Raw genomic sequence first — 24,494 nt, forward strand, 5'->3', positions numbered from 1 at the left:
GGGCGACCCGGCTTGGGAAGGCTGGGCGTGCGCCACCCTCGCGGACCGCTACGGTGATGCCGCAATCTGGGATCAATCCGCGGAATTCGGTGCGCGTGCATCGGAATTGGCGAGACGGATCGGCGGTGCCGCGTTCGAATCGCTGGCACGCAGTCAACTCGGCCGGGTAGCGCTGATGCGCGACGACGACCCGGAGCGAGCGTTGTCGATCTGCGAGGAAGCAGTGCACGCGGCCCGCGGATACGGGCGACGGCTCCTGCTCGGCTGGGCCCTGTACCGGCTCGCGGAGGTAGGTTTCCACGGTGGGTTCTTCGAGCGCGCCGAATCCGCTGCCGCCGAGGCGAGTTCGGTGCTCACCCGCGCCGCCGACCCGATCCGGCGCGGGCACTCGCTGCACTTCCATGCGAAGGCTCTGACGGCTCGCGGACGTACAGCGGAGGCGCGGCTGGTGCGAGCGCAACTCGACGAGCTGATCGCCCGGGTCGGCCCGCTGCCGCCGCTGCCGGATCTGTTCGCCGTTCCGTCGGCGACGCGATAACACCCGCTCCGCGGGGCGTTCATCGAGCGCTCAATGACCGCTCGAGCGGTCCGCGCAGGCTCGGTGTCCGACCGCCCGCGCCGTTCCCGGCGCTCGGCCCGACACCCGAGGAGACAATGTGAATTACCGGCTGGGCATCGTCGATCAGAGCTTCGTGCCGAAGCAGGTGACCGTGTCGTACGTGGCGATCTGCGCCGGTGCGGTCGATGACGACGTGCTGCGGCGGGCGTTCGCGCTCACGTCCCGGCGTTTTCCGGTACTGCGCGGGCGTCTCGAAGCGCGGGACGGTTCTTGCTACCTGCGGCTGCCGGACAGTGGCTGCGGCGACCCGGTGGTCGAGATCGTGCACGGCACGTTGCCGGACTGGTTGGACGATGTCCAGGCGATCGATCCCATGCGAGCCTTGGCGAAATTGGAGATCGTGCGCGACGGCGAGACCACTGCGGTCGCACTGCGCATCGCACATGCCGTCAACGATGCGCACCTGGGTTTCGAACTGCTGGAAGAGTTCTGGCGCAATGCCGCCGCGCTCGGAGCGTGCGTCCCGGTCGCCGATCCCGCCCCGGTGGTTCCGCGCAGCCTCGAGGACCTGCTCGCCGAGCGCGGCATCGACGTCCCGGAATCAGACGTGCCAGAGCTGCGCGGTCTGTACAGCTTCGCGCCGGCGGGGAGTATCGGAAGGCCGGGGCTGCGTCTGGCCGCCGAGTCGCGAATCATGCTGTCGGCCGCCGAAACCGGTGAACTGCTGCGCCGGGCGCGGGCACACGGGACGACGGTGCACGCACTGCTGAGCGCTGCGATCGTCCGGTCCGAGCGCGCGCTGATCGATGAAACCCCGGACCGGACAGAGCTTCCCATGATCATCGGGCACGCGGTCGACCTGCGTCCGCATCTGACGCCGCCCGCGCATCCCACCGAGGCGACGAACGGTCTGGGCTTCGCGCCCACCATCACCATGTGCGGGGCCGACACCGATCTCCGCGTGCTCGCCGAGAACGTGAAGGCGCAGATCGTGCACGGTATCGACAGCGGGGGAGCGCTGGCCACCATGTTCGCGGCGGCGCGGCTGGACGAGACCGACGTGCTCCCGGCCACCGTCAACATCATCACCAATTGGGGTGTGGTGCCGGCGCTCGCGGTCCCGGGCGGAATGCGGATGGTCGACTTCCGCGGGTTCGCCACCGGCGGCTCCAGGCGGGAGATCAGCTACTTCGTCTACACGTTCCAGGGGCGGTTGAGCATCGACTTCACATTCTCCGAAACCTGCCATTCCCGTTCCCGGATAGCGGAATTGAGTCGAATCCTCGCGGCCGAGATTGCCGTGCTGACCGCGACCGCCGCGGTCGCCTGACACCGGAACGCGGGAGGCCCTCCCCGCAGGGAGGGCCTGTTCCGTTGGAGCTCAGTGGTATTCGGCGAAGAAGCGCTGGATGTCGGCGACCAGGACGTCGGTCGCTTCGTGGGCCGCGTAGTGCCCGGCCGCGTCGTTCGGGCCGCCCTTGGTCGAGACCACGTCGTAGGCGTTCCAGCTGACGATGTTCTTGTGGTCGCGGTCGGCGAAGCGGCGGATGGACTGGAAGTCGCCCTTGAACATGGCCAGGGCGGTGGGGACGGTGGTGGGTTCGGTCGGGTGATCGGTGGTGTGGGCGTCCTCGTAGTAGAAGCGGATCGAGGAGCCCGCGGTGCCGGTCAGCCAGTAGATCGCCACATTGCCGATCACGAAATCGGCGTCCAGGGATTCGCCGAAGAGCTGGGAGTTCCAGCCGAGCAAACCGAGGGGGGAATCCGCCAGGGCGAAGGCCAGGGTCTGCGGCTGCTGGCTGTGCAGCATGTTGAACGACATCTTGTTCTCGTGGAACCACTGCAGGATGCCGAGCGCTTCCATGTCCTCGGCGGACAGGCCCTCGAACTCCGACGGGTCGCCGGACGGGAACGAGAAGATCTGGGTGACGTGCACGCCGACCACCTTGTCGGGGGCGATGCGGCCGAGTTCGGGGGAGACCATCGAACCGCCGTCATTGCCGATCGCGCCGTAACGCTGGTAACCCAGGCGGTCCATGAGCTGCGCCCAGGCGCGGGCGGTGCGGTAGCGGCTCCAGCCGGTGCTGCGGGTCGGGCCGGAGAAACCGAACCCGGGCAGGGACGGGATGACCAGGTGGAAGGCCGGCTGGTCGGCCGATTCCGGGTTGGTCAGGGGCTCGATGACATCCAGGTATTCCAGGATGGAACCCGGCCAGCCGTGGGTCAGGATGACCGGCAGGGCGTCCTCGCGCTCGGAGCGGATGTGCAGGAAGTGGATGTCCTCGCCCTCGATCTCGGTGGTGAACTGCGGGTAGCTGTTCAGCTTGGCTTCCAGTGCCCGCCAATCGAATTCGTTCATCCAGTACTCGGCCAGCGTCCGCACCCGGTCGTTCGGCACGCCATAGGAGTCGCCGACGCCCGCCAGCTCGTTCGGGTACAGGGCCCGCCGCAGCCGGTCGTTCAGGTCGTCGAGCTGGGCCTGCGGGACGTCGATGCGGAAGGGGCGGATGGCGGTGGCGTTCATCATTCTCTCCTTGTTGGAACGGAATGTTTCGTTCTGTCTTAACCATAACGGAACGGATGATTCCGTTCAAGTGGTATTCTCGAACTCATGCCGAAGACTTCCGAAACCCCAGCTCAGCGCGCACTGCCCGGTCGCAAGGCGCAGGCCGCCCGCAATGACGAGATCATCCTGACCGCCGCGCGGGATGTGTTCCTCAACGATCCGAAGGCGCCCATCTCCGCGGTGGCCGAACGCGCGGGGGTGGGGATCAGCGCCCTGTACCGCCGCTACCCCAGTAAGGAGGACCTGCTGCGCACCCTCTGCTACGACGGGCTGCGCCGCTACAACGTCGAAGCCGAGGCGGCCCTGCAGGATCCGGATGGCTGGCAGGCGCTGGTCGGATTCCTGGAGCGGGTGGTGGACGCCGACGTGCACTCGCTGACCACGCATCTGGCCGGCACCTTCGCGCCCGACGAATCGTTCCTGCCCGAGATCGTGAAGTCCGGTGAGCTGACCACCGAGATCGTCCGCCGCGCACACGATTCCGGTCGGCTGCGCCCCGAGGTCACCGATCTCGACCTGGGTCTGCTGCTGGAGGCGTGCGCCGCCATCACCCTGCCCGGCGCGGAACGGTCCGCTCAGCTGCGCCGTCGCGTGCTCGCGCTGCTGCTCGACGGCCTCGCCACCCCCGGCAGCCTGCCGGGTCCGCCGCCCGCGCCCGGCGAATTCGCTTATCGCTGGCAGCGCGACTGAGCGCCCAGCACCATCGAAATATGCTGTGAACAGCCGGAATACCTTGTCAGCACCCGTGTCAGCGCGCTGTCAGCCGGCTGTCAGCGCGGCCCCCGAAAGTAGTTGTCATGACGAGGAGCACCAACGACTCCCCGCTCACCACAACAACTCCCAAGGAGCCCGCAATGTCCGTCAACCTGACCGCCCAGGACAACTCGACCATCCGCACCGCCGCCTACGGCGCCATCTCCCTGCTGGCCGCCGCCAGCCCCAAGCCGTCCAAGGCCGCGAGCGCGGGGACCATCGCCCTCACCTCCGCCACCGGCCTGGTCGGCCACGTCCTGGCGGCCAAGTCCAAGGACATCAAGCTGGAAGGCAAGACCACCGCCGAACTGGCCGACCACGTGCTGCCCGCCCTGACCGCCGCCGTCGCCCTGCTGGCCGCCCAGGACAAGGCCGAGGCCGACAATTTCCGCGCCACCGTCAACACCGCCATCGAGGCCGCCCACGCGGGTCAGCCCCAGTCCAGCCCCACCATGAACGAAATGACCCGCAAGATCATCGCCGCTCTCGATGCGGCGTGACCCGTCATGACGGATGCTTGGGTGAGTAGCCGACCGGCGAAGGGACACGACGATGCCGTCGATTCTCGAGGACGCCCGTGCGATCCAGGACGACCTGGTCGCGTTGCGGAGATCTCTGCATCGCGAACCGGAAATCGGATTGGATCTGCCACTCACCCAAGCGAAAGTCCTTGCCGCGCTGGACGGACTGCCGCTGGAGATCACCCGCGGCGGCAAATGCAGTTCGGTCACCGGGGTGCTGCGCGGCGCGCACCCCGGCCCGACCATATTGCTTCGCGGCGATATGGACGCCCTGCCCGTCCAGGAAGCCAGCGGAGTCGAATACGCCTCCACCATTCCCGGCCGGATGCACGCCTGCGGCCACGACCTCCACACTGCCGGATTGGTCGGGGCCGCACGACTACTGAGCGCCCGTCGTGACGACCTGCACGGCCGAGTGGTCTTCATGTTCCAGCCCGGCGAAGAAGGCTTCGGCGGAGCCGCGATCATGCTCGACGAAGGCGTACTGGACGCAGCCGGTCCGCCGGTGGATTACGCCTTCGCGCTTCATGTTTCAGCCGGTCGAATCCCGTACGGCGTAGTCGCCGCCAAGCCCGGCCCCGCATACTCCGCGGCAGCCCAATTCTCCGTGACGATCGAAGGCAGCGGCGGCCACGGAGCCTTCCCCCACACCGCTCTGGACCCGGTCCCCGTCCTGTGCGAAATAGTCCTGGCCATCCAGAATTTCGTAACCCGCCGCTTCGACGCCTTCGACCCGGTAGTCATCACCGTCGGCCACCTCTCAGCCGGCACCGCCCCCAACGTCATCCCCGCCACCGCCCGCTTCGACGCCACCGTCCGCTGCTTCTCCGAACCGAACCAAACCCGCCTGCAATCGGCCCTCCCAAACCTGGCCCACGGCATAGCCTCCGCCCACGGCCTGCAAGCCCACTGCGAATACACCCTCGGCTACCCAGTCCTGCTGAACGACCCAGCCCAAACCAAGTCCGCACTAACCCTGGCCCGCACCCTCTTCGGCCCCGACCTGTCAACCGAACACCCCACCCCCGCCGGCGCCTCCGAAGACTTCGCCTACATCCTCCAACGAGTCCCCGGCGCCATGCTCACCCTAGGAGCCACCCCACCCCACCTCGACCCCACCACCGCCCCCGACAACCATTCCCCCGAAGCAGTTTTCGACGACAGCGTCCTATGGCGCCAAGCGGCACTACTAGCCGAACTGGCCATGAATTCACCACTGGCCTGAGCGGAGAAGCGAGGACTCGAACCTCAAAGCTTGCGCCTCGATTCGCTTAGCGGGCGATCCCGAGCCCTGCTCGGTTGCTTCTCCATACGTTTCGGGTGGTGACCTCGACGGGAATCGAACCCGCGTGGCCCTGATCGAGAGTCAGGGTGCCTGTCCAACGCAGCACGAGGCCTTCGTACCCGCTGAGAGATTCGAACTCTCGACATCCTCTTTAAGAGAGAGGAGCTCTGCCGCTGAGCTAAACGGGCCGGGTGACGCAGATCGGAATTGAACCGACGAGATTCTGGGTGAAAGCCAGAACGCCCATATCCATCAGAGCAACTGCGCCAAGGGGCGGGATTACGCGCTGGGGGTCGAGAACCGTTCGGAGGGAAGGGGTTCGACGGCAGCGCGGAAGGGTTCGGACTGGGGCTTCGAACTCGCGGTCATTGCTGTCTCCTTCCTTGTCGGTGTTGTCTGCAACCATAGCGGGGAGGGTTGTTCGGCGGTATCGATTATTCGGGGGGTCGACGGAAGGACGGCGTTGTGAACTGGACTCTCGAGGTCGTGATCGTGCCGGTGTCCGATGTGGATCGGGCGAAGGCGTTCTACAGCGAGCAGGTGGGGTTCGGGGTGGACTTCGACATCAGTCCGGGGGAGGGGATGCGGCTGGTGCAGCTGACGCCGCCGGGGTCGGGGTGTTCGATCGTCATCGGGGAGGGGATGGTGCCGAAGATGGAGCCGGGGTATCTGAAGGGGATTCAGCTGGTGGTGCCGGATATCCGGAAGGCGCACGCGGAGCTGGCGGCGCGCGGGGTGGCGGTGAGCGAGGTACAGGTGCTGGGGGAAAGCCCCTCGCCGACACCGCATCCGCTCGATAATGTGGGTTTCGTCTTCTTCGACGATCCGGACGGCAACAGCTGGGCTGTCCAGCAGATCTCCGCACGGGCGTAGCTGCTCGCCGGCGGGGATGGCTAGCATCGTCGTTCGTGCGTGTGTTTGGTGGGGGATTTTTGCGAATGCGTTTGCTTGCCGTCGTCTCCGGATCATTGGGCCTGTTGCTCGCCGTGCTGGTGCCGTTGCTGCCGGTGCGGCAGGACCGGGCGAGTCTGGACTGGCCGCAGGCGCAATCGCTGCAGGTGACCGCGCCACTGGTGGATTACGTGCCGCTCGATCTGGATGTGAGCGTGCCGTGCACGGCCATTCGGGAATTGCCGAGCGGGACGGTGCTTTCCACCATTCCGGCCGAGGCGCCGGGCGGGCAGGCCAAAGGACTGCTTGTTCGCGTCGAGGATGTGCCGGGGAGCGGACGCACGTTGTCGGTGCTGGTCCGCAATATCCCGCTGCTGACGGCGCCGATCTCGCAATTCGCCGGGGCCGGAACCAACTCTGAGGGTGGGGGTTCCGGGGGCGGGGTCGCGCCGAGTTCGGGCGCGGGGACGCTGCCCGGGGCGGCCACCGCACCGGATGCCGGATTGCAGACCGTGCCCGGGGCGGGAGCCGGGACGGGATTGCGGCCGGCGGGACAGCCGGAAACCAGTGGACCGCCGCCCGGTATGGCGCCGCCGCCCGGCAGCACCCCGCCGCCGGGGAGCACCCCGCCGCCCGGCAGCACCCCGCCGCCGGGGAGCACCCCTCCGCCCGGTAGCACGCCGCCATCCGGCATGCAGCCGCCCGGGAGCGCTTCGCCCACTGGAACCGTTCCGCCCGGCAATGCCCCGAACTCGGGAGCCGCCCCGTCGCCGGGTGCGTCCGCCGCACCCAGCGGGTCCGTCGCCCCGAGCGCCGGTGCGCAACCGGGCGCCGGTGCGACCAAGCGGGACAACACATCCGGTGCTTGCGCGCTCACCGTGCGCTCCAACTACACCGAAACAGTCGCCGAATTGACCGGCGTGAAGAAGCCGGACGGTTCGGCCTACCGCGGATCGATCGATCGCGACGTCCGGCCGCAGATCGTCGGCGTCTACACCGATCTCGACCAGACCAGACTCGGCGATGCCCGCCTGCACGCCTCGGTGGATTCGCGCTTCTCCTCCAGCCCGAGCGCGCTGAAGCTCGCCGCGATCGTGGGCGCGGTGCTGTTCACGCTGCTGTCGCTGGTCTGCCTCTACTTCATCGACGCCGCCGACGGTCGCCGCACGCGACGCTTCCTGCCCGCCCGCTGGTGGCGGGTCACCCCAGCTGATGCCGTGGTCGCCGGAACCCTGGCGCTGTGGCATGTGATCGGCGCCAATACTTCCGACGACGGCTACATCCTCACCATGGCGCGCGCCTCGCGGGAAGCGGGCTACACCGCCAACTACTACCGCTGGTTCGGGGTGGCGGAAGCGCCGGTCGGCTGGCCGTACGAGATCCTCGCGCAGATGACCCGGGTCAGCGATGCGAGCCTGTGGATGCGCCTGCCGTCCCTGCTCACCGGAATTCTCTGCTGGTGGGTGATCAGCCGGGAAGTGCTGCCGCGCTTGGGTGCGAGGGTGCGCAGCAGTCTCTCTGCGCGCTGGACGGCCGCGCTGGTCTTCCTCGCGTTCTGGCTGCCCTTCAACAATGGTCTCCGCCCCGAACCGCTCATCGCGCTCGGCGCGCTGCTCACCTGGTGCTCCATGGAACGGGCCATCGCCACCCGGCGCTTGCTGCCCGCCGCCGTGGCGATCCTGATCGCGGCCTTCTCGCTCGGCGCGGGCCCGTCCGGATTGATCTGCCTGGCGGCGCTTTTCGCGGGCGCACGCCAGGTCATCCAGATCCTGATCACCCGCGTTCGCGCCGAGGTCGGCGCGTCCGGCGAGACCTGGAAGACGCTGCTCGGCTACGCTTCCCGCCTCGCGCCCATGCTCGCCGCGGGCACGCTGGTGCTCGTGGTGACGTTCGCGGACCACAGCTTGGCCGCGATCCGGGAATCCGCGCGTGTGCGAACGGCGGTCGGGCCCAACAAGTCCTGGTTCGAGGAGTACACGCGCTGGCAGACGCTGCTGTCGCTGAACCCCGATGGTTCGCTGACGCGGCGCTTTGGCGTGCTCGCCATGGTGCTGTGCCTGGGTGTGTGCGTACTCGTCGCACTGCGTAAAGGCGGGCGGATCCCGGACACCGCGCGCGGACCGGTGGCGCGCGTGCTCGCGATCGTCTTCATGTCGATGCTGCTGATGATGTTCACCCCGACCAAGTGGACCCACCACTTCGGTGTGTACGCCGGACTGGCGGCCGCGCTCGCGGCGGTGACGACGGTCGTGCTGGGCCGCAACGGTATTCGCACCCGCTACTACCGGTCCTTGTTCGCGGCAGCCGTCCTGTTCGTACTGGCGATCTGCACCACCGGTTCCAACGGCTGGTGGTATGTGTCCGCCTACGGAGTCTGGTCCCCGAAGGACGCACCGGAGATCGCCGGTATCGGCGTATCCTCGCTCCTCCTGGTCGGCGTAGTGCTGTGCCTCATCGCGGCGGCCTGGCAGTACTTCCGCGAGCCATACCGGACCCCCGGCAACGAAGTCGGCGCAAGACCCCTCGGCCGCATAGTGATCCGCCCCCTGACCGTGGCAGCGGCCGTCCTGGTGGTCTTCGAGGTGGTCTCGTTCGCCTCCGCCGCCTACGCCCAATACCCGGCCTACTCGGTCGCACTCGCGAACCTGCGCACCCTCCAGGGCAAGCCGTGCTCGCTAGCCGATGACGTTCTCGTGGAACGCAATACCTCCGATTCCCTCCTGACCCCCTACACCGGATCGGCAGCCGACGGCCTAGCCGCCGAAAACACCGGCTTCACCCCCAACGGCGTAGGCGACCTGAAACCGGACGGCCCCAGCGGCCAGAACGCCCCCGACTCCGGCAGCGGCGGCCCACCTGATTCCGGCTCCGGCGGTGAAGGCGGCGGCCAAGGCCCCGCAGGCGGTGGTCAGGGCGGCCAAGGAAACGGCCCGGGCAATGCCAGCCAAGGCAATGGTGGCCAAGGCAATGGTGGCCAAGGCCAGGGCAACGGTGCTCAAGGCAATGGCGGTGGCCAAGGTAACGGCCAGGGCGGTAACGCCGGCCAAGGTAACGGCAGCCCAGGAAAGGGCGCTCAGGGCGGCGGCCAGGGCGGTAGCGGTGGCCCAGGTAATGGTGGTGGCTCCGGTCCTAGCGGGGCTGGGCCGGGCGGGGGCGCGCCTGCTGCGCCCGGGATCAACGGCAGCACGGTGATGTTGCCGTTCGATCTGGAATCGTCGCGCACGCCGGTGCTGGGCAGCTATGCGACCGGTGGTCAGCAGACGGCGGCGCACCTCGCTACGCAGTGGTACAAGCTGGATCTGGCTGCGGTGCAGCAGGATCCGGCGTATCGCGTGCTGGTGCTCACCGTGGCGGGCCGGATCGGCGCGGGGGAGAACGGGCAAGCGCCCGGTGCTCGCCTGCGGTTGGAGTTCGCGCAGCGCGCCGACGACGGCAGCTTCCGGCAGCTCGGCGAGTTGACTCCGCCTACCGTCGGCGGTGCGCCTGCCTGGCGCAACCTGCCGGTGGCGTTGGACCGGATTCCTGCGCAGACCAATGCGATTCGATTGGTCGCCGACACCGATGCCGGTGACCCGACCGGTAAGCAGTGGATCGCCGTCACGCCGCCGCGGCTGCCCAGGCTGGGCACGCTGAACGACGTCGTCGGCGACAAGGACCCGGTCATCACGGATTTCCATGTGGGACTGGCGTTCCCGTGCCAGCACCCGTTCGACACTCGCGACGGCGTGGTGGTGCAGCTGCCGAAGTGGCGCATCCTCCCCGACAAGCTGAATGCCGCCGTATCCCAGACCTGGCAGGGCGACACCGGCGGCGGCCCGCTGGGCTGGGCGAACCTGCTGGTCCGTACGCGCACGATCCCGACATACCTGGACAACGACTGGACCCGCGACTGGGGTGAGCTGCAAGTCCTCACCCCGTATGTCCGCACCTCGCCCGCCGTCATCGGCGTACAGGTCGAAAACCGCTGGGGCTGGGAGAAAGACGCGCCGATCAAGACCAAGTAACGCCATACGAAAAGATCCGCCCCCTCCCGAATGGGAGGGGGCGGATCCTTGTATTCGCTTGTCGCAGTACGCGTCTACCGCATCAGTTCTGCGGAGCCGGCGCCCCGCCACCCGCACCCTGCATCCCGGGCTGGCCGTCCGCCGGCGGCGGAGGCTGCGCGCCCGCAGGGAGCGGCTTGCCGATGTACTTGGCGATATCGGGCATCATCCGGTTCGCCATCTGCTCCCAGGTACCCCAGTTGTGGATGCCGTACTCGGGGAAGTCATAGGTGACCTTGTCGTATCCGAGCCCGTTGAGCTTGGTCTGGAACGCCTTGGTATTGGCCAGGGCGATCGCTTCCAGCGGCATGCCGAGCGTGATGGCGTCCGTCGAAGTCAGATCCTGGCTGGCCGGCATCGCACTGCCGTTGGCGATGTACAGCTGCGTCCCGTTGGCGATCAGCTGCGGCAGGAACTGGTAGGGATCCATGCGGTTCCACTTGTCGCTGCCCGCCGCGGTCATGCAGTCGATGTTGTATCCACCGGCCGCGAACATGGCCAGCCGCAACGCTTCTCGCATCCCGGGCGCGGACATGTACAGGTACCCGGACAGCGATCCGGCGTACACGAACTGATCCGGGTGGTAGGCCGCCATCATGAGCGCCGCGCCGCCGCCCATGGACAGTCCGAACACGCCGTTGCGAGAGTCACTGAAGCCCAGCTTGTTTCGCAGCGCGTTCTTCAGATCCTGGGTCAGATAGGTCTCCCAGGCATAGGTGCTGGTCTTGCCCATGGTTTCGGAGAAGCCGTCGATGGCCGAACCGGAGGGCAGCCCGGTCTGCTCGATGTTGTATCCCGCGAAACTGCTCGGCGCGTCCCAGTCCACATAGAAGCTGGACATGCCGCCGACCGGCATCACCACATTGATATTGAACTTGGTGAGCGCCGCCGGAATGGAGGTGTGCTCTTCCCACCCGTTGAGCGAGCTTTCGGCGCGTTCCCCGTCGAGCAGGTAGACGACCCGGTCGGTATTGCCATCGGCCGCGCGGAAGATGCGGTTCTTGACCGACCCCATGCTGGAATCGACATAGAAGTCGAATCCGGACGAGTCGTAGGACGCCGCCGCGGGTCCGGCCACTACCGCCGACGCCCCGAACGGCAGCAGGGCGGCGACGGCGGTTCCCACCATCGTGCGCTTGAGCCATCCACCCCGGGATCTGTGACGGCGCTCCGGCGCCCTTCGCACAGCCATGCCTCGCATATTTGGTTTTGGCCTTTCCCTTGTGCGCGACCGCACCGGGCCGCTTCCCCTCGATATCGCCGCAGTCGATCACGCGCGGCAGTGCCGTCGCAGCATATCGCGCCTCGGAAGCGGGGTCTCACCGAATCGTCGATAGCTGTTGTGCATCAATAGAGTTGGCGAAAGGCCGAAGCAGCGGGTCACCGCGATGGCGGCCCGCTGCTTCGAATCGCGCTGCGAAGGTCAGGAAACGACCGGCAGGTACACCTGGTTGCCGGTGGAGGCGAACTCCGCCGACTTCTCGGCCATGCCGGCTTCGATGGCCGCCACATCGGTGAGGCCCTGCTTCTCCGCGTACTCGCGCACATCGGCGGAAATGCGCATGGAGCAGAACTTCGGACCGCACATGGAGCAGAAGTGCGCGGTCTTGGCGGGCTCCGCGGGCAGCGTCTCGTCGTGGTACTCGCGTGCCGTATCCGGGTCGAGGGACAGCGCGAACTGGTCCTTCCAGCGGAATTCGAAGCGCGCCTTGGACAGTTCGTTATCCCGCTCCTGCGCGCGCGGGTGCTGCTTGGCCAGGTCGGCGGCGTGCGCGGCGATCTTGTAGGTGATCACGCCGACCTTCACGTCGTCCCGGTTGGGCAGGCCCAGGTGCTCCTTGGGCGTCACATAGCAGAGCATCGCCGTGCCCGCCTGCGCGATGATGGCCGCGCCGATGGCCGAGGTGATGTGGTCGTAGGCGGGCGCGATATCGGTGGCCAGCGGGCCGAGCGTGTAGAAGGGGGCCTCCTCGCAGAGCTCCTCCTCCAGCTTCACATTCTCGACGATCTTGTGCATGGGCACGTGGCCCGGGCCCTCGATCATCACCTGCACGCCATAGGATTTCGCGATCGTGGTGAGCTCGCCGAGGGTGCGGAGTTCCGCGAACTGCGCCTCGTCATTGGCGTCCGCGATGGAACCCGGGCGCAGGCCGTCACCGAGCGAGAAGGTGATGTCGTACTTCGCCAGGATCTCGCACAGTTCCCGGAAGTTGGTGTACAGGAACGATTCCTGATGATGCGCCAGACACCACGCCGCCATGATCGACCCGCCGCGCGAGACGATGCCGGTGACGCGCTTGGCGGTGAGCGGGATGTAGCGCAGCAGCACGCCCGCGTGCACGGTCATGTAGTCCACGCCCTGCTCGGCCTGCTCGATCACGGTGTCGCGGTAGATCTCCCAGGTGAGCTTGGTGGGATCGCCGTTCACCTTCTCCAGCGCCTGGTAGATCGGCACGGTGCCGACCGGGACCGGGGAATTGCGCAGGATCCACTCGCGGGTCTCGTGAATGTTCTTGCCGGTGGACAGGTCCATGATGGTGTCGGCGCCCCAGCGGGTGGCCCACACCATCTTCTCCACCTCCTCGGCGATGGAGGAGGAGACGGCGGAGTTGCCGATATTGGCGTTGATCTTCACCGCGAACTTCTTGCCGATGATCATCGGCTCGCATTCGGGGTGATTGTGGTTGGCGGGGATGACCGCGCGGCCCGCGGCGACCTCGTCGCGCACCAGCTCGGCGGGCATGTCCTCGCGGGCGGCGATGTAGCGCATCTCGGGCGTGACGATGCCCAGCCGCGCCCAGGCGAGCTGGGTGCGCGGGCCCTCGACCGCGGGCTTGGTCCAGGAATCGCGCAGCTTCGGCAGCCCGGCTTCCAGGTCGATGACGGCATCGTCGTCGGTGTACGGACCGGAGGTGTCGTACACGTCGAAGTGATCGCCGTTGGTGAGATTGATGCGCCGCACCGGGATTCGCAGGGTCGTGCCGTCGGCTTCGACCTGCTGGTAGTGCTTGACGCTGCCCTCGATGGGACCCGTAGTCACTGTGTCCACGGGGGCTTTGGACCCGTTTCCGGACACGACAGAACCAGATGACATATGAATCCTCCCTACGCCGGCATTACCCGGTCAGGTTCATACGGTCGACGGCCCGCTAGCCGTCCTCTCAGCCCGCTGGTGCGAGCCCCCGTTGGAGCGAAATGATTGCGCCCCGACCATACCCAACCCCTTCGGCGAGCCGGAACCGAATGCCCAGGCATATACGATTCCCGCCCTGCGGGCGTGCGGGAGAGGGGAGTGGGGGCTAAGCCCCCAAACCCCCTTAGCGGGGGCAAGCCCCCGCACCCCCGCGTGCTGGGCAGGCACCCACACCCCCGCATGCTGGGCAGGCCCCCACACCTCCGCGTGCTGGGCAGGCCCCCACACCCCTGCGTGCTGGGTAGCCCCCCGTAGCCCGCGTGCTGGGCGGGCCCCGCACCCCGCGTACTGGGTAAGCCACTGTGCCCCGAAATGTATGCAGCCTCCGCGTTCGTACGCGGAGGCTGCTCGGTACTTCCTTGTGCCTTACCGCTCCTGGGGGCCGATCGGCCAGCCGAGGGCGCCGAAGGCGGCGTTGAGTTCGATTTCGGTCATGGTCGCTAGGGCGTCGAGGCTGGCGATCATGGTGATTACGTTGTCGGTGCGGCAGCCGGTGGGGGTGGGGGCGCCGGGGGTGAGGCGGGCTTTGATCCAGTTGAAGGCGTCTGCCATGCCGAGGGTGGTGAGGGTGAGGTGTTCGCTGAGGTGGTCGCGTTTGTAGTAGACGGAGGTGCCGCCTTCGCACCATTGCTGGACCATGCGGTCGTTGGTGTACCAGGGGACGGCTTCGTCGAAGACGCCTTGGTAGACCATGGTGGGGGCGGTGGGCGGGTTGCTGCCCAGGACGGTGGAGTCGAAGACTTCCTTGATCTCGGGGAGGGCCAGGTAGTCGGCGATGGGGATGGTGAGCATGCGCTGGTAGTCGGTGAACATGAGGTTCAGGACATTGCGGACCAGGCATTGGTTGGCGGTGCGGTCCATGACCGCCCGGCCTTCCGCCGTCAGGTAGCGGTCGGTGGTTTCGGCGAACTTCGGGTACGCGTTGCGGAGTGAGGCGATGCCGACGCCGATCAGGCTGGCGAACATCGAACCGTTCACGTGCAGCAGCGATTCCACGTCCGAGACGGGCGCGCCCATGGCGATGCCCTGCACATTCAGTTCGGGCGCGTACGTCGGCTGCATTTCCGCCGCCCATCCGCTGCCCATGCCGCCGCCGGAGTAACCCCACAGGGCGACAGGGGTATTCGCGCCGTCCAGGCCCAGCGGCTGGAATGCCTCCGCGGCCCGGATGCTGTCCAGAATCATGTAGCCGGGCTCCTTCGCCACGGCCAGATGTCCGTAAAGCCCTTCGTAGTCAGGCACATTGATCGCATAGCCCTGGCTGATGGACGCCGCCAGCTCCAGGTACTCGACCGTGGAGTGAATGCCTTCCAGCGCCGGCAATCCGCCGCCCTGCTGCAGCACGTACGAGGGCGCGCAGTTCGGCGAGGTGCTGTCGTAGAAGAACTGATGCGATACCAGCGGCCGGCTGCGAGAAGTGTTGGCGCCCTGCGGAACCGCCACCGTGGTCGCCGCGACCGTCGGCTGCCCGAACAGATCGGTGGTGCGATACAACAACTGCCACGACCGCACATGCACCGGCAGCACCGTGAGCACGGCCAATTGCACTTCCCGCGACCGCAGAATCGTGCCCGGCGCGGTCGATTCGAACCCGCCCGGCGCTTGATAGAACCCATCCACGTTCAGCGGTAGCGGTTCCGCCCCCGCCGGTGTCGCGCCGGTCCCCACCAGCACCGCACCGGCGGCGGTCAGTGCCGTGGCGAGCGCGGCCGCGGTCAACCGCCGCCACCCCCGCCGTCGGCGATCCCCATTGATAGCCACGTCTGTTCCCTTCCTCATCGACGTGACAGCGATTACAACACGGCGTCCACTTGTCAACAAGATGTCTTTCTGAAACGTGCTTGGCTATCGTTTAGGCATGTCCCGCAGCATTCCCGCCGCGGCGCCCGACCGGACCCCCGTGCGGCGCCGCATCCGCGGCCTCGACGCCGACGAGCGCAGCGCCCAGCGCCGCCGTCAACTCCTCGCCGCCGCCACCGAACTGTTTGCCCGGCAAAGCTATTCGGGCACGTCCATCGAACAGATCTGCCAGCAGGCGTACGTCGGCACCAAAGGCTTCTACGATCACTTCGACAGCAAGGAAGCGTGCTACACGGCCCTGCTGGAACAGATCACCGCGCAGATCCAGCAACGCGTCGGAGAGGTCGCGGCCGAGACCGCGGACCAGGACTGGTCCGACCGCGCCCGCGCCATCCTGTCGGCCTTCGTGCACGCCATCGTCGACGATCCGCGCCTGGCCAAGGTCACCTTCGGCGAGGCGGGCGGCATCTCACCCGCCGTCGAAGCCCAGCGCCGCAGCAATCGCCGCTGGTCCGCCGCCTTCCTGAATCAGCAATGGCCCCGGGTGGATACGCTCGACGAGCGCCAGAGCCTGGCGCTGGCGCTCGCGGTGATCGGCGGCATGTTCGAACTCGTCGCCGACTGGCTGCACCACCACGACGACGGCGAGGCCCCCGACACAGTGGAAACCCTGATCGAGGACCTGGCTCGTTTCGTCGGCGTCGTCAATGCGGGGCGGGCTGCGGGGCAATAATTCTCGGCATGGCGGTCGGTTGCGCCAGGCCCGACTTTTCGGGGCGCGGCGGTTATCTGAATCGCATCAATTTCACTATCTCGGATGGTTAGGGTCTGCCGCGCAGATCGCAAACCTGGAGGTAATTGTGAAGCGATTTCTGACTGGAGCAGTGGTGACCGGCGCGGTGCTGGCGGGCGCGCTGGCAGGTTCGACGGGAACGGCTTCCGCCGAACCCATTACCGGAAGCTCGGTGCTCAACATGCTCACCGGCGGCGGCCGGGGATGCCCTGCCAAGCCCGATATTCCGTGCGGCTCCTCGGGATCGATCGATGTGGCCGCGAGTGCCATCCTGGGCCTGCTGCTCCCCGGCATCTTCCAATCGGCCGGCTCGTCGAACTAGCCGCTCACCCGGCCGACACCGGTTCGGGTACGCGCTGAGGTTCCGGCATCTCCGCCGTAGCCTCTTCCAGTCCGATCCGTTTGTGCAGGGCGGCAAGGGGTTTGGGGGCCCACCAGTTGCCGGTGGACATCAGGCGCATCAGGGCCGGGGCGAGGAGGCCGCGGATGATGGTGGCGTCGGAGACGACCGCTAGGGCCAGGCCGATGCCGAAGAGCTTCATGGGGGCTACATGGGAAGTCGCTACGGCGAGCAGTACCACTGCCATCAAACCCGCTGCGGCGGTGAAGATCCGGCCGGTGCGGGCCACGCCCAGGGCGACGGAGGTGGTGTTGGCTTCGCGGCTGCGGTCCGAGGCCAGCCATTCCTCGCGGATGCGGGAGAGCAGGAAGACCTCGTAGTCCATGGACATGCCGAAGGCCAGGCAGAACATGAGGATCGGCATGAACAGGTCGATGCTGTTGGTGGGGGTGAAGCCGAGCAGGCCGGACAGGTGGCCCTGTTCGAAGATCCAGATCATCGCGCCGAAAGTGGCGGTGAGCGAGAGCATGTTCAGGATGAGCGCCTTCACCGGGAGCATCACGCTGCCGGTGAACAGGAACAGCAGGATCAGGGTGATGACCGCGATCAGCGCGCCCGCCACCGGAAGTCGTGAGATCACCGAGTCCATGGTGTCCTCGTTGAGCGCCGCCGCGCCGCCGAACAGGGTGTCGCCGGGGGCGGGCACCGCGCGCAGGGCGGCCAGCTGTTGTTTGCCTTCCTCGGCGTAGGGGGCGACGTGCACGCCGACCGAGAGGTAGGCCCCGTCCGCGCCCGCCATCTGCGGGATGCCGGCGGCGAGCTTGGCCGCCTTCACCGAACCGTCGGCACCGGTGACCGGGCCGTACACGCCGTCGGCGGACAGCACGCCGGTCACGCCGGGCACCTCGGCCAGTTTCGTCGCGTACGTGCCGAGTTCGCCGGGCGCACCGTGAAATCCGGGGAGCGCGATCACCGCGCTGGACGCCATATCGGCATTGAAATCCGCGCGCAGGGCATCGCCGACCTGGCGGGCCGAGGCGAACTCGCCGATCACGCGATCGTCAGGAGTGCCGAAATGCGCGGACAGGAACGGGGTTCCGAGCAGCAGCAGGATGGCCGTCGCGCCGATGGCGACCGGCGCGGGCCGCCGCATGACCGCGGTGACGAGGCGATACCAGCCGCTGTCCTCCGGACGCGTCACCGGCCGCTCGGGACGGCCGAGCAGGCGGCGCAAGGGTTTCCGTAGATCCCAGGCATTCACGCGATCACCGAGCAGCATGAGCGCGGCGGGCAGCAGCAGCACCGAAGCGCCCACGGCCGCGGCGACCACCGCCACGCCGGCGTAGGCGAAGGATTTGAAGAACGGCTGCGGGAACACGGCCAGCGCGGCGAGGGCCAGCGCCACGGTCAGACCGGAGAACACCACCGTCCGCCCGGCCGTCTGCACCGAACGCAGGATGGCGGCGCGCGGATCGCGGCCGGCCGCGAGCTCCTCGCGATACCGGCTCACGATGAACAGGCTGTAGTCGATCGCCAGTGCCAGGCCCAGCGCGCTGGTCATATTGAGCGCGAAGATCGACACGTCCATGACCATGGTGAGCAGCCGCAGAATGCCGAGCGTGGCCGCGATGGCGAACAGGCCGACACCCAGCGGCAGCGCCGCCGCGACCACGCTGCCGAACACCAGCACCAGCAGCAGACCCGACACCGGAATCGCGATGGCCTCGGCCAGGATCAGGTCCTTCTCGACCTGGTGATTGATATTGGCGAAGGTGCCGGCCATGCCGCCGACCCGCACCTCGACGCCGCCGCGATCACCGTTGAGGTCGTCGCTCAAGGTGTTCGCGAGGTTCTGCACCTCGGTATCGCTGCCGGTGATGGTGGCCATGATGAGGCCGCGCTTGCCGTCCTTGCTCTTCAGCGCGGCGGCCAGGTCGGGGCGCTGGGCGGCGGTGGTCCAATACGACTGCACGCCGGTGATGCCGGCGGATGCGCTCAGTTCGTCGGTGATGCGCTGGGCTTCGTCGCGCACGGGCTGACTGCCCACGCCGCCGTCGCCGGAGACCATGACGATGAGATTCGGATTGCCGCCGGGGAAGTGGTCCTCGATGAAATCGTTGGCCTGCACCGATTCCAGTTCATCGGTGAGGTAGCCGCCGCCGACCATGTGCGACTTCGCCGTCGCTCCGAAGCCGCCGCAAATGATCATGAGCAACAGTGCGGCCACCAGGACGGCGCGGGGGCGCGTCATGGCGAACCGGGCAAGTCTGGTCAGCATCGACGCAACCTCCGAAGTCTTCTGCTTCGGAACGGTAGCGTTCCTGATCCTCCCGGCACGACGCTCCGTGACGATGGTCATGCCCATTGCCTACGGCTATGAAAGAGCAAACAGGGCCGGGACCGTGGTTGGGCCGGGGCTGTCAGGCTATGCGGCCCCGGACTTCGCCGAGGGTGAGGCGGCCGCCGCCGATTGCGGGGGCGGACGCGGTGATGACTACTTCGTCGCCGTCTTCGAGGAAGGTGCGCTTCACGCCGTTGAGGTCGAAGGGTTCGGTGCCGCCCCAGCTCAGTTCCATGAAGGAGCCGCGCTGGTCGCGGTCGGGGCCGGAGATGGTTCCGGAGGCGAAGAGGTCGCCGGTGCGGGTGGAGGCTCCGTTGATCGTCATGTGGGCCAGCATTTGCGCGGGGGACCAGTACATGCGGGCGTAGGGCGGGGACGAGACCAGCCGGCCGTTCCACTCCACGCCGAGTTCGATATCCAATCCCCAATTTCCGTCGCGCAGATACGGCAGCGGTTCCGGATCTTGTTCCGGCAGCGGAATCCGGGCCTCCGCCAAGGCATCCAAGGGCGTGACCCAGGCCGACAGCGAGGTAGCGAAGGACTTGCCGAGGAAGGGGCCGAGCGGCTGGGCTTCCCAGCCCTGGATGTCGCGGGCCGACCAGTCGTTGACCAGCGCCACGCCGAAGACGTGCGCGTCGAAGTCGCCGGTGGTCACCGGCGTGCCCATCGCCGAGCCCGCGCCCACCACGAAGCCCAGCTCGGCTTCGATGTCCAGCCGCCGGGTCGGTCCGAAATCCGGTGCGCCGGAATCGGTTTTGAGCTGGCCGGACGGGCGGGTGATCTCGGTGCCGGACACCACGACGGTTCCGGACCTGCCGTGATATCCGATCGGCAGATGCCGCCAATTCGGCAGCAGCGGTTCACCATCCGGGCGGAAGATGCGTCCCAGCGCGGTGGCGTGATCGAGGCTCGCGTAGAAGTCCACGTAGTCCGCGACCTCGATCGGCAGATCCAGCGACACCGCGCTCACCGAATGCACCGCCGCGGCGGGCAATTCCGCGTCCGCGAACGCCCGCACCCGTTCCCGCACCTCACGCCAGCACTGCGGCCCCTGCGTCATGAAGGCGTTCAGGCTGGGCTGCGCGAACATCGGATCGTCCAGCGCCACAGCCAGATCGATGACGGCATCGCCCAGCCGCGCGCCCACCCGGGGCTGCCCGCCGAGCGGGCGGAACACGCCGTAGGGGAGATGCGTCGGGCCGAATCCGGAATCCGCGGGGACTTCGATCCGTACTCGACTGTTCATGCACCCGTCCTCATATCCACTCGGTGGGACCGCGTCCCGACCAGGTCCAGGCATATCCGGTGTCCTCGCAGGCCAGCGCGCCCTCACCCAATTGCAGCGGGTGGAAGGTGTCGACCATGACGGCGAGTTCGTCGAAGAATTCGAGACCGATGCTGCGCTCGTAGGCGCCGGGCTGCGGGCCGTGGGCGTAGCCGCCGGGATGAATCGACACCGAGCCCTGGCCGATGCCGGATCCCTTGCGCGCCTCGTAGTTTCCGCCGCAGTAGAACATGATCTCGTCGGAGTCCACATTGGAGTGGTAGTAGGGCACCGGGATGGACAGCGGGTGATAGTCCACCTTGCGCGGCACGAAATTGCACACCACGAAGTTGTTGCCCTCGAACGCCTGATGCGCGGGCGGCGGCTGATGCACGCGGCCGGTGATGGGTTCGAAGTCGGCGATATCGAATGTGAACGGGTACAGGCAGCCGTCCCAGCCCACCGCGTCGAACGGGTGGGTGGCGTAAACCAGTCTGGTGCCGACTATTTCACCGGCGGGCCGGTGTTTGACCAGCACTTCCACATCGGTGCCGGTGGCCAGCAGGGGTTCGGCCGGGCCGTGCAGATCCCGCTCACAGTACGGGGAGTGCTCCAGCAGCTGGCCGTATTTGGAGAGATAGCGCTTGGGTGGCGTGATATGCCCGGAACCCTCGATCACATAGGCGCGCAACGGCTCCGGACCGGCGGGCAGCCAGCGGTGCGTGGTGGCGCGCGGCAGCAGCACCTGATGGCCCTGATGCACGTCGAGCGCCCCGAAGACCGTCTCCACCCGCCCGGACCCGGACTCGATGTACACGAGTTCGTCGCCGATGGCATTGCGGTACAACGGTGATTCGCGCAGCGCGGCCACGTAGGAGATGCGCACGTCGGAGTTTCCGAGCAGCAGCCGGCGGCCGGTCACCACGTCGGCGATGGTCGGCAGTTCGTCCTGGAACAGTTCGTGCAGCTTCAGATGCCGGTGCCGCAGTGGGTGATTCGGCGTCAGCTGCTGCGAGGGCAGCGCCCACACCGACGAATCCACAATGGCCGGAGGCAGACCCCGGTGATAGAGCAGGGAGGAGTCGCCGGAAAAGCCCTCTTCTCCCATCAGCTCTTCGTAATAGAGCTGTCCGTGCTCATCACGATGCTGCGTGTGCCGTTTGGGCGGCACGGATCCCACCTGTCGATAGAACGTCATCGCCGGTCTCCCGTTGACTGATGATCCCTATCCCATCGTAACCATCCGATTGCCGGAGGAACTCCTTTCCAGCCCTTTACATTCGTCCCCGCCGCGGGAACCGCGGCGGGGACGAGAGCCGCGAGAGGTGCGAGTAGCTCAGGCGTGGCGGAGTGCGCGGTAGACGGCCGCGCCGACGAATTCGCCCAGTGTGTCCGGGGTCCAGTCGCCAGGATCGTTCAACAGGGTGCGGACCGCGCCCTCACCAGCGGATACCCATAGCTCGACCAGGGCAGGGAGCTTGCGTTCGGCGTCCTCGGTGCCCCACGCCTTCAGGGTCGGGCGCAGGCGGCGGGTGCAGCGCTCGACCGCGAGTTTGCGGCCTTTGCCGAACGAATCCTGTACGGCCGGATCGGGATTGCCGTACAGCAGTCGCCAGGTGTCGGGGCGGGCCGTGGTGGCGTGCAGCAACGCGCGGAAACCCTCGACGAAAACCTCTTCGTCGGCTTCCACCCGGCGGCGGGGGAGGGCATCCAGGACCCCGGTGACCAGGTAGTCCTCTTCGCGGCGAATCAGGGCCTCGAGCAACTCCACGCGATCGGCGAAGCAGGCGTACACGACCGGGCGGGTGACCTTCATGCGATCCGCGACCGCGGCGATGGTGACGGCGGCGATCCCATCTTCGACCGCGATCTGCAATGCCGTGTCGAGCACCTGCGGGCGACGCCGCTCCGGCCCCAGATGCCGCGCGCGCTGGCGGGGTCGTACTGCCGAATCGGTGCCCATGCGCACCGACGATAGCAGCGCTTCGAAAGTACGGCCGCGCAGGTCGGAGGTTGTAACAAGATCCTTTCCTGCGGGTGTGTAGGAAAATGCTACGCTGCCGTATGAAAGTGAGCCCACCTCTCGGGGCTCTCGGGGGCGCGGCCCTCGAACCCCCGTGCTCGAGACCTGCCAAGGAAGACAGACGCGATGAGCGAGACCCTGTTCAATCCCAAAACGTGTGAGTTCTCGGAGTTCGATGCGGAGACGCGGCGGCTGCTGCGGGCGACCGTCGACTACTTCGAAGCGTTCGGCAAGGTGCGGTTGCTCGCCGACAGCCGGGACCGGGTCTGGTACTCCGACTTCCTGGATTTCGTGAAGCGGGAGCGGGTTTTCGCGACGTTTCTGACCCCGGCCGCCGAGGCCAACGGTGATCCGAACAAGCGCTGGGACACCGCGCGCATCGCCATGATGAGCAAGATCCTCGGCTTCTACGGCATGCAGTACTGGTACGTCTGGCAGGTCACCATCCTGGGCTTGGGGCCGATCTGGCAGTCCGCTAACAAGGAGGCCAAGGCGCGCGCCGCCGGGCATCTGGAATCCGGCGAGATCTTCGCCTTCGGCCTGTCCGAGAAGGATCACGGCGCGGACATCTACTCCACCGATATGGTGCTGGAGCCCAAGGCGCGCGGCGGCTTCACCGCCACCGGCGGCAAGCACTACATCGGCAATGGCAATGACGCCGCCATGGTCTCGGTCTTCGGCCGCCGCGCCGACAAGCCGATCATCGACTCCTCGGACTTCCTGCGGAAGATGACCGACGAGGAATACGCCGGCTACCTGTTCTTCGCCGCCGACTCCCGGCACAAGAACTACAAGCTGCGCAAGAACGTCGTCGACTCCCAGATGTACGTCGCCGCTTTCGATCTCGACAAATACCCGGTCGCCGAATCCGACATCCTGCACACCGGGCGTGCCGCCTTCGATGCCGCCATGAACACGGTCAATGTCGGCAAGTTCAATCTCGGTTTCGGTGCGGTCGGCGCGTGCGAGCACGCGATGTTCGAGGCCGTCACGCACGCGGAGAACCGAATTCTGTTCGGGCACAATGTGACCGAGTTCCCGCAGGTGCGGCAGCTGCTCGCGGACAGCTTCGCGCGGCTGATCGGTATGAAGCTCTACAGTGAGCGGGCCATCGACTACATGCGGTCGGCGCACGATGACGACCGGCGCTACCTGCTGTTCAATGCCATCGAGAAGATGTCGGTGACCCGGCACGGGCAGAAGCTGTACGAGGATCTGGCCGACGTCATCGCGGCGCGCGGGTTCGAGAACGACATGTACTTCCCGATGGCCATGGTCGGCATGTTCGGCCTGCCGCGCCTCGAGGGCACCGTGCACGTGAACATGGCGCTGTCGCTGAAGTTCATGCCCAACTACATGTTCCATCCCGCCGACGCGGGCTTGGCGGCGCTGAGCTACCTGCCCGGCGCGGGCGTCGCACCCAGGTCCGCGGTCAATGCCGTGTCCAAGGCACTGAGCTGGACCAGCCGCCGCGCCGCCGGGCCGGTCGGCAAGGCCGTGCCCAAGCTGAAGGCCGAATTCGCCCGTGCCGCACACGCTCCCGTGCGCACCCGCCGCGATGCCGCCGACGACGAATTCCTGTTCCGGCAGGGGCCGAGCAGCGGGCTGGGCAAGATCCGGTTCGCCGATTGGCGGCCGGTGTTCGAGCGGTTCGCGCACATCCCGAACGTCGCGGTGTTCCTGGAACAGGCCCTCGCGCTGCAAACCCTGCTCGCCGCGGCCACTCCGACCGCCGAGCAGCAGCAGGACGTGGACTTCCTGTTCGGCCTCGGCGAGCTGTTCACCACGCTGCCGTACGCGCAGTTGATCCTGGAGCAGGCCGAGATCCAGGGGGCCGACGAATCGGTCCTGGATCAGCTCTTCGACCTGTTCGTGCGCGAGTTCTCCAAGCACGCGCTGACCCTGCACGCCAAGCCCACCGCGACGAAGGCGCAGCAGACCCGTGCCCTCGATCTGGTGCGTCGCCCGGTGGCCGACCGCGCCCGCTTCGACAAGGTGACCGCGCAGGTCAGGGCCCTCGCGGGCCAGTACGTCATGAACCCCTGAGCACCCCTTATCCCGTCCGCATTGCGGCGCGTCGCCCGGCGCGCCGCAATGCTACATTCGTGAATGAATAGGCGGC

At 67.2% G+C, this 24,494-nt stretch carries 17 protein-coding genes, 3 tRNA genes, 1 pseudogene and 1 riboswitch; of the genes and pseudogenes, 10 read left to right on the forward strand and 11 right to left on the reverse strand.

What is annotated here, in order from left to right; genetic code table 11:
• Positions 1 to 538 (forward strand): annotated as a pseudogene (locus NY1_RS43880) (hypothetical protein); the annotation flags it as partial.
• Between the two features lie 118 nt (positions 539 to 656).
• The gene (locus NY1_RS33920; RefSeq protein ID WP_067721251.1) at positions 657 to 1,889 is read left to right on the forward strand and encodes a phthiocerol/phthiodiolone dimycocerosyl transferase family protein; all 1,233 of its coding nucleotides are present in this window, start codon (positions 657 to 659) and stop codon (positions 1,887 to 1,889) included.
• Between the two features lie 51 nt (positions 1,890 to 1,940).
• On the opposite strand, the gene NY1_RS33925 is transcribed toward NY1_RS33920, so the two are convergent.
• Positions 1,941 to 3,083, reverse strand: a complete 1,143-nt coding sequence (locus NY1_RS33925) for an epoxide hydrolase family protein (protein WP_067721299.1) — start codon at positions 3,081 to 3,083, stop codon at positions 1,941 to 1,943.
• 87 nt (positions 3,084 to 3,170) lie between these two features.
• On the opposite strand from NY1_RS33925, the gene NY1_RS33930 reads away from it, so the two are divergent.
• The 3 genes from NY1_RS33930 (at position 3,171) to NY1_RS33940 (ending at position 5,624) form a co-directional block, all read left to right on the forward strand.
• Entirely contained in the window at positions 3,171 to 3,815 is a 645-nt protein-coding gene (locus tag NY1_RS33930; protein ID WP_067721252.1) for a TetR/AcrR family transcriptional regulator, read from the forward strand.
• Between the two features lie 107 nt (positions 3,816 to 3,922).
• The gene (locus NY1_RS33935; protein ID WP_233434608.1) at positions 3,923 to 4,378 is read left to right on the forward strand and encodes a hypothetical protein; all 456 of its coding nucleotides are present in this window, start codon (positions 3,923 to 3,925) and stop codon (positions 4,376 to 4,378) included.
• 52 nt (positions 4,379 to 4,430) lie between these two features.
• On the forward strand, positions 4,431 to 5,624 hold the full coding sequence (locus NY1_RS33940) for a M20 metallopeptidase family protein (RefSeq protein WP_067721254.1): 1,194 nt from the start codon (positions 4,431 to 4,433) through the stop codon (positions 5,622 to 5,624).
• A gap of 96 nt (positions 5,625 to 5,720) precedes the next feature.
• On the opposite strand, the gene NY1_RS33945 is transcribed toward NY1_RS33940, so the two are convergent.
• From NY1_RS33945 to NY1_RS33955, 3 genes are all read right to left on the reverse strand, one after another.
• Positions 5,721 to 5,796, reverse strand: a tRNA-Glu gene (locus tag NY1_RS33945).
• Positions 5,797 to 5,800: 4 nt separating this feature from the next.
• Positions 5,801 to 5,872, reverse strand: a tRNA-Lys gene (locus NY1_RS33950).
• 4 nt (positions 5,873 to 5,876) lie between these two features.
• Positions 5,877 to 5,952: transfer RNA gene (locus NY1_RS33955), tRNA-Glu, on the reverse strand.
• A gap of 197 nt (positions 5,953 to 6,149) precedes the next feature.
• On the opposite strand from NY1_RS33955, the gene NY1_RS33960 reads away from it, so the two are divergent.
• Together NY1_RS33960 and NY1_RS33965 are read left to right on the forward strand one after the other, a co-directional pair.
• On the forward strand, positions 6,150 to 6,557 hold the full coding sequence (locus tag NY1_RS33960; protein ID WP_067721255.1) for a VOC family protein: 408 nt from the start codon (positions 6,150 to 6,152) through the stop codon (positions 6,555 to 6,557).
• A gap of 65 nt (positions 6,558 to 6,622) precedes the next feature.
• Complete coding sequence (locus NY1_RS33965; protein ID WP_084535873.1) at positions 6,623 to 10,579, forward strand: arabinosyltransferase domain-containing protein; 3,957 nt, start codon at positions 6,623 to 6,625, stop codon at positions 10,577 to 10,579.
• 82 nt (positions 10,580 to 10,661) lie between these two features.
• Here the strand turns inward: NY1_RS33965 and NY1_RS33970 are convergent, their stop codons facing one another.
• From NY1_RS33970 to NY1_RS33980, 3 genes are all read right to left on the reverse strand, one after another.
• Positions 10,662 to 11,747: an alpha/beta hydrolase gene (locus NY1_RS33970; protein ID WP_067721256.1), complete on the reverse strand. Its 1,086-nt coding sequence runs from the start codon at positions 11,745 to 11,747 to the stop codon at positions 10,662 to 10,664.
• A gap of 294 nt (positions 11,748 to 12,041) precedes the next feature.
• Complete coding sequence (thiC, locus tag NY1_RS33975) at positions 12,042 to 13,712, reverse strand: phosphomethylpyrimidine synthase ThiC (protein WP_067721301.1); 1,671 nt, start codon at positions 13,710 to 13,712, stop codon at positions 12,042 to 12,044.
• Positions 13,704 to 13,815, reverse strand: a riboswitch (TPP riboswitch). (Overlaps the previous gene by 9 nt.)
• Before the next feature lie 362 nt (positions 13,816 to 14,177).
• The gene (locus tag NY1_RS33980) at positions 14,178 to 15,572 is read right to left on the reverse strand and encodes a lipase family protein (RefSeq protein WP_169815441.1); all 1,395 of its coding nucleotides are present in this window, start codon (positions 15,570 to 15,572) and stop codon (positions 14,178 to 14,180) included.
• A 97-nt stretch (positions 15,573 to 15,669) separates the two neighbouring features.
• Between NY1_RS33980 and NY1_RS33985 the strand changes: the two genes are divergently transcribed.
• Positions 15,670 to 16,344, forward strand: coding sequence for a TetR/AcrR family transcriptional regulator (locus NY1_RS33985; RefSeq protein WP_067721258.1), 675 nt, complete (start codon positions 15,670 to 15,672; stop codon positions 16,342 to 16,344).
• 154 nt (positions 16,345 to 16,498) lie between these two features.
• A complete protein-coding gene (locus NY1_RS33990; protein ID WP_157762626.1) occupies positions 16,499 to 16,726 on the forward strand; it encodes a hypothetical protein in 228 nt (75 codons plus the stop codon).
• A gap of 4 nt (positions 16,727 to 16,730) precedes the next feature.
• Here NY1_RS33990 and NY1_RS33995 read toward each other — a convergent pair whose 3' ends face one another.
• From NY1_RS33995 to NY1_RS34010, 4 genes are all read right to left on the reverse strand, one after another.
• Positions 16,731 to 19,022, reverse strand: a complete 2,292-nt coding sequence (locus NY1_RS33995; RefSeq protein ID WP_067721260.1) for an MMPL family transporter — start codon at positions 19,020 to 19,022, stop codon at positions 16,731 to 16,733.
• A gap of 142 nt (positions 19,023 to 19,164) precedes the next feature.
• Positions 19,165 to 20,331: a fumarylacetoacetase gene (gene fahA / locus NY1_RS34000; protein ID WP_067721261.1), complete on the reverse strand. Its 1,167-nt coding sequence runs from the start codon at positions 20,329 to 20,331 to the stop codon at positions 19,165 to 19,167.
• A gap of 10 nt (positions 20,332 to 20,341) precedes the next feature.
• The gene (locus NY1_RS34005) at positions 20,342 to 21,547 is read right to left on the reverse strand and encodes a homogentisate 1,2-dioxygenase (RefSeq protein WP_067721262.1); all 1,206 of its coding nucleotides are present in this window, start codon (positions 21,545 to 21,547) and stop codon (positions 20,342 to 20,344) included.
• A 138-nt stretch (positions 21,548 to 21,685) separates the two neighbouring features.
• Positions 21,686 to 22,312: a TetR/AcrR family transcriptional regulator gene (locus NY1_RS34010; RefSeq protein ID WP_067721263.1), complete on the reverse strand. Its 627-nt coding sequence runs from the start codon at positions 22,310 to 22,312 to the stop codon at positions 21,686 to 21,688.
• 186 nt (positions 22,313 to 22,498) lie between these two features.
• On the opposite strand from NY1_RS34010, the gene NY1_RS34015 reads away from it, so the two are divergent.
• Positions 22,499 to 24,418, forward strand: a complete 1,920-nt coding sequence (locus NY1_RS34015) for an acyl-CoA dehydrogenase family protein (protein WP_067721264.1) — start codon at positions 22,499 to 22,501, stop codon at positions 24,416 to 24,418.
• The last annotated feature ends 76 nt before the right edge of the window (positions 24,419 to 24,494 follow it).

Source organism: Nocardia yamanashiensis NBRC 100130 (assembly GCF_001613325.1).
GTDB classification, from domain to species: domain Bacteria; phylum Actinomycetota; class Actinomycetes; order Mycobacteriales; family Mycobacteriaceae; genus Nocardia; species Nocardia yamanashiensis.

Excerpts from the sequence above, each read along its gene's own strand:
- NY1_RS33995 (WP_067721260.1), bottom strand. The coding sequence starts at position 19,022 with ATGCTGACCAGACTTGCCCGGTTCGCCATGACGCGCCCCCGCGCCGTC.
- NY1_RS33930 (WP_067721252.1), top strand. The coding sequence starts at position 3,171 with ATGCCGAAGACTTCCGAAACCCCAGCTCAGCGCGCACTGCCCGGTCGC.
- NY1_RS33985 (WP_067721258.1), top strand. The coding sequence starts at position 15,670 with ATGTCCCGCAGCATTCCCGCCGCGGCGCCCGACCGGACCCCCGTGCGG.
- NY1_RS33940 (WP_067721254.1), top strand. The coding sequence starts at position 4,431 with ATGCCGTCGATTCTCGAGGACGCCCGTGCGATCCAGGACGACCTGGTC.
- NY1_RS34010 (WP_067721263.1), bottom strand. The coding sequence starts at position 22,312 with ATGGGCACCGATTCGGCAGTACGACCCCGCCAGCGCGCGCGGCATCTG.
- fahA (WP_067721261.1), bottom strand. The coding sequence starts at position 20,331 with ATGAACAGTCGAGTACGGATCGAAGTCCCCGCGGATTCCGGATTCGGC.
- NY1_RS33935 (WP_233434608.1), top strand. The coding sequence starts at position 3,923 with ATGACGAGGAGCACCAACGACTCCCCGCTCACCACAACAACTCCCAAG.
- NY1_RS34005 (WP_067721262.1), bottom strand. The coding sequence starts at position 21,547 with ATGACGTTCTATCGACAGGTGGGATCCGTGCCGCCCAAACGGCACACG.
- NY1_RS33925 (WP_067721299.1), bottom strand. The coding sequence starts at position 3,083 with ATGAACGCCACCGCCATCCGCCCCTTCCGCATCGACGTCCCGCAGGCC.
- NY1_RS33970 (WP_067721256.1), bottom strand. The coding sequence starts at position 11,747 with ATGGTGGGAACCGCCGTCGCCGCCCTGCTGCCGTTCGGGGCGTCGGCG.
- thiC (WP_067721301.1), bottom strand. The coding sequence starts at position 13,712 with ATGTCATCTGGTTCTGTCGTGTCCGGAAACGGGTCCAAAGCCCCCGTG.
- NY1_RS33965 (WP_084535873.1), top strand. The coding sequence starts at position 6,623 with ATGCGTTTGCTTGCCGTCGTCTCCGGATCATTGGGCCTGTTGCTCGCC.
- NY1_RS34015 (WP_067721264.1), top strand. The coding sequence starts at position 22,499 with ATGAGCGAGACCCTGTTCAATCCCAAAACGTGTGAGTTCTCGGAGTTC.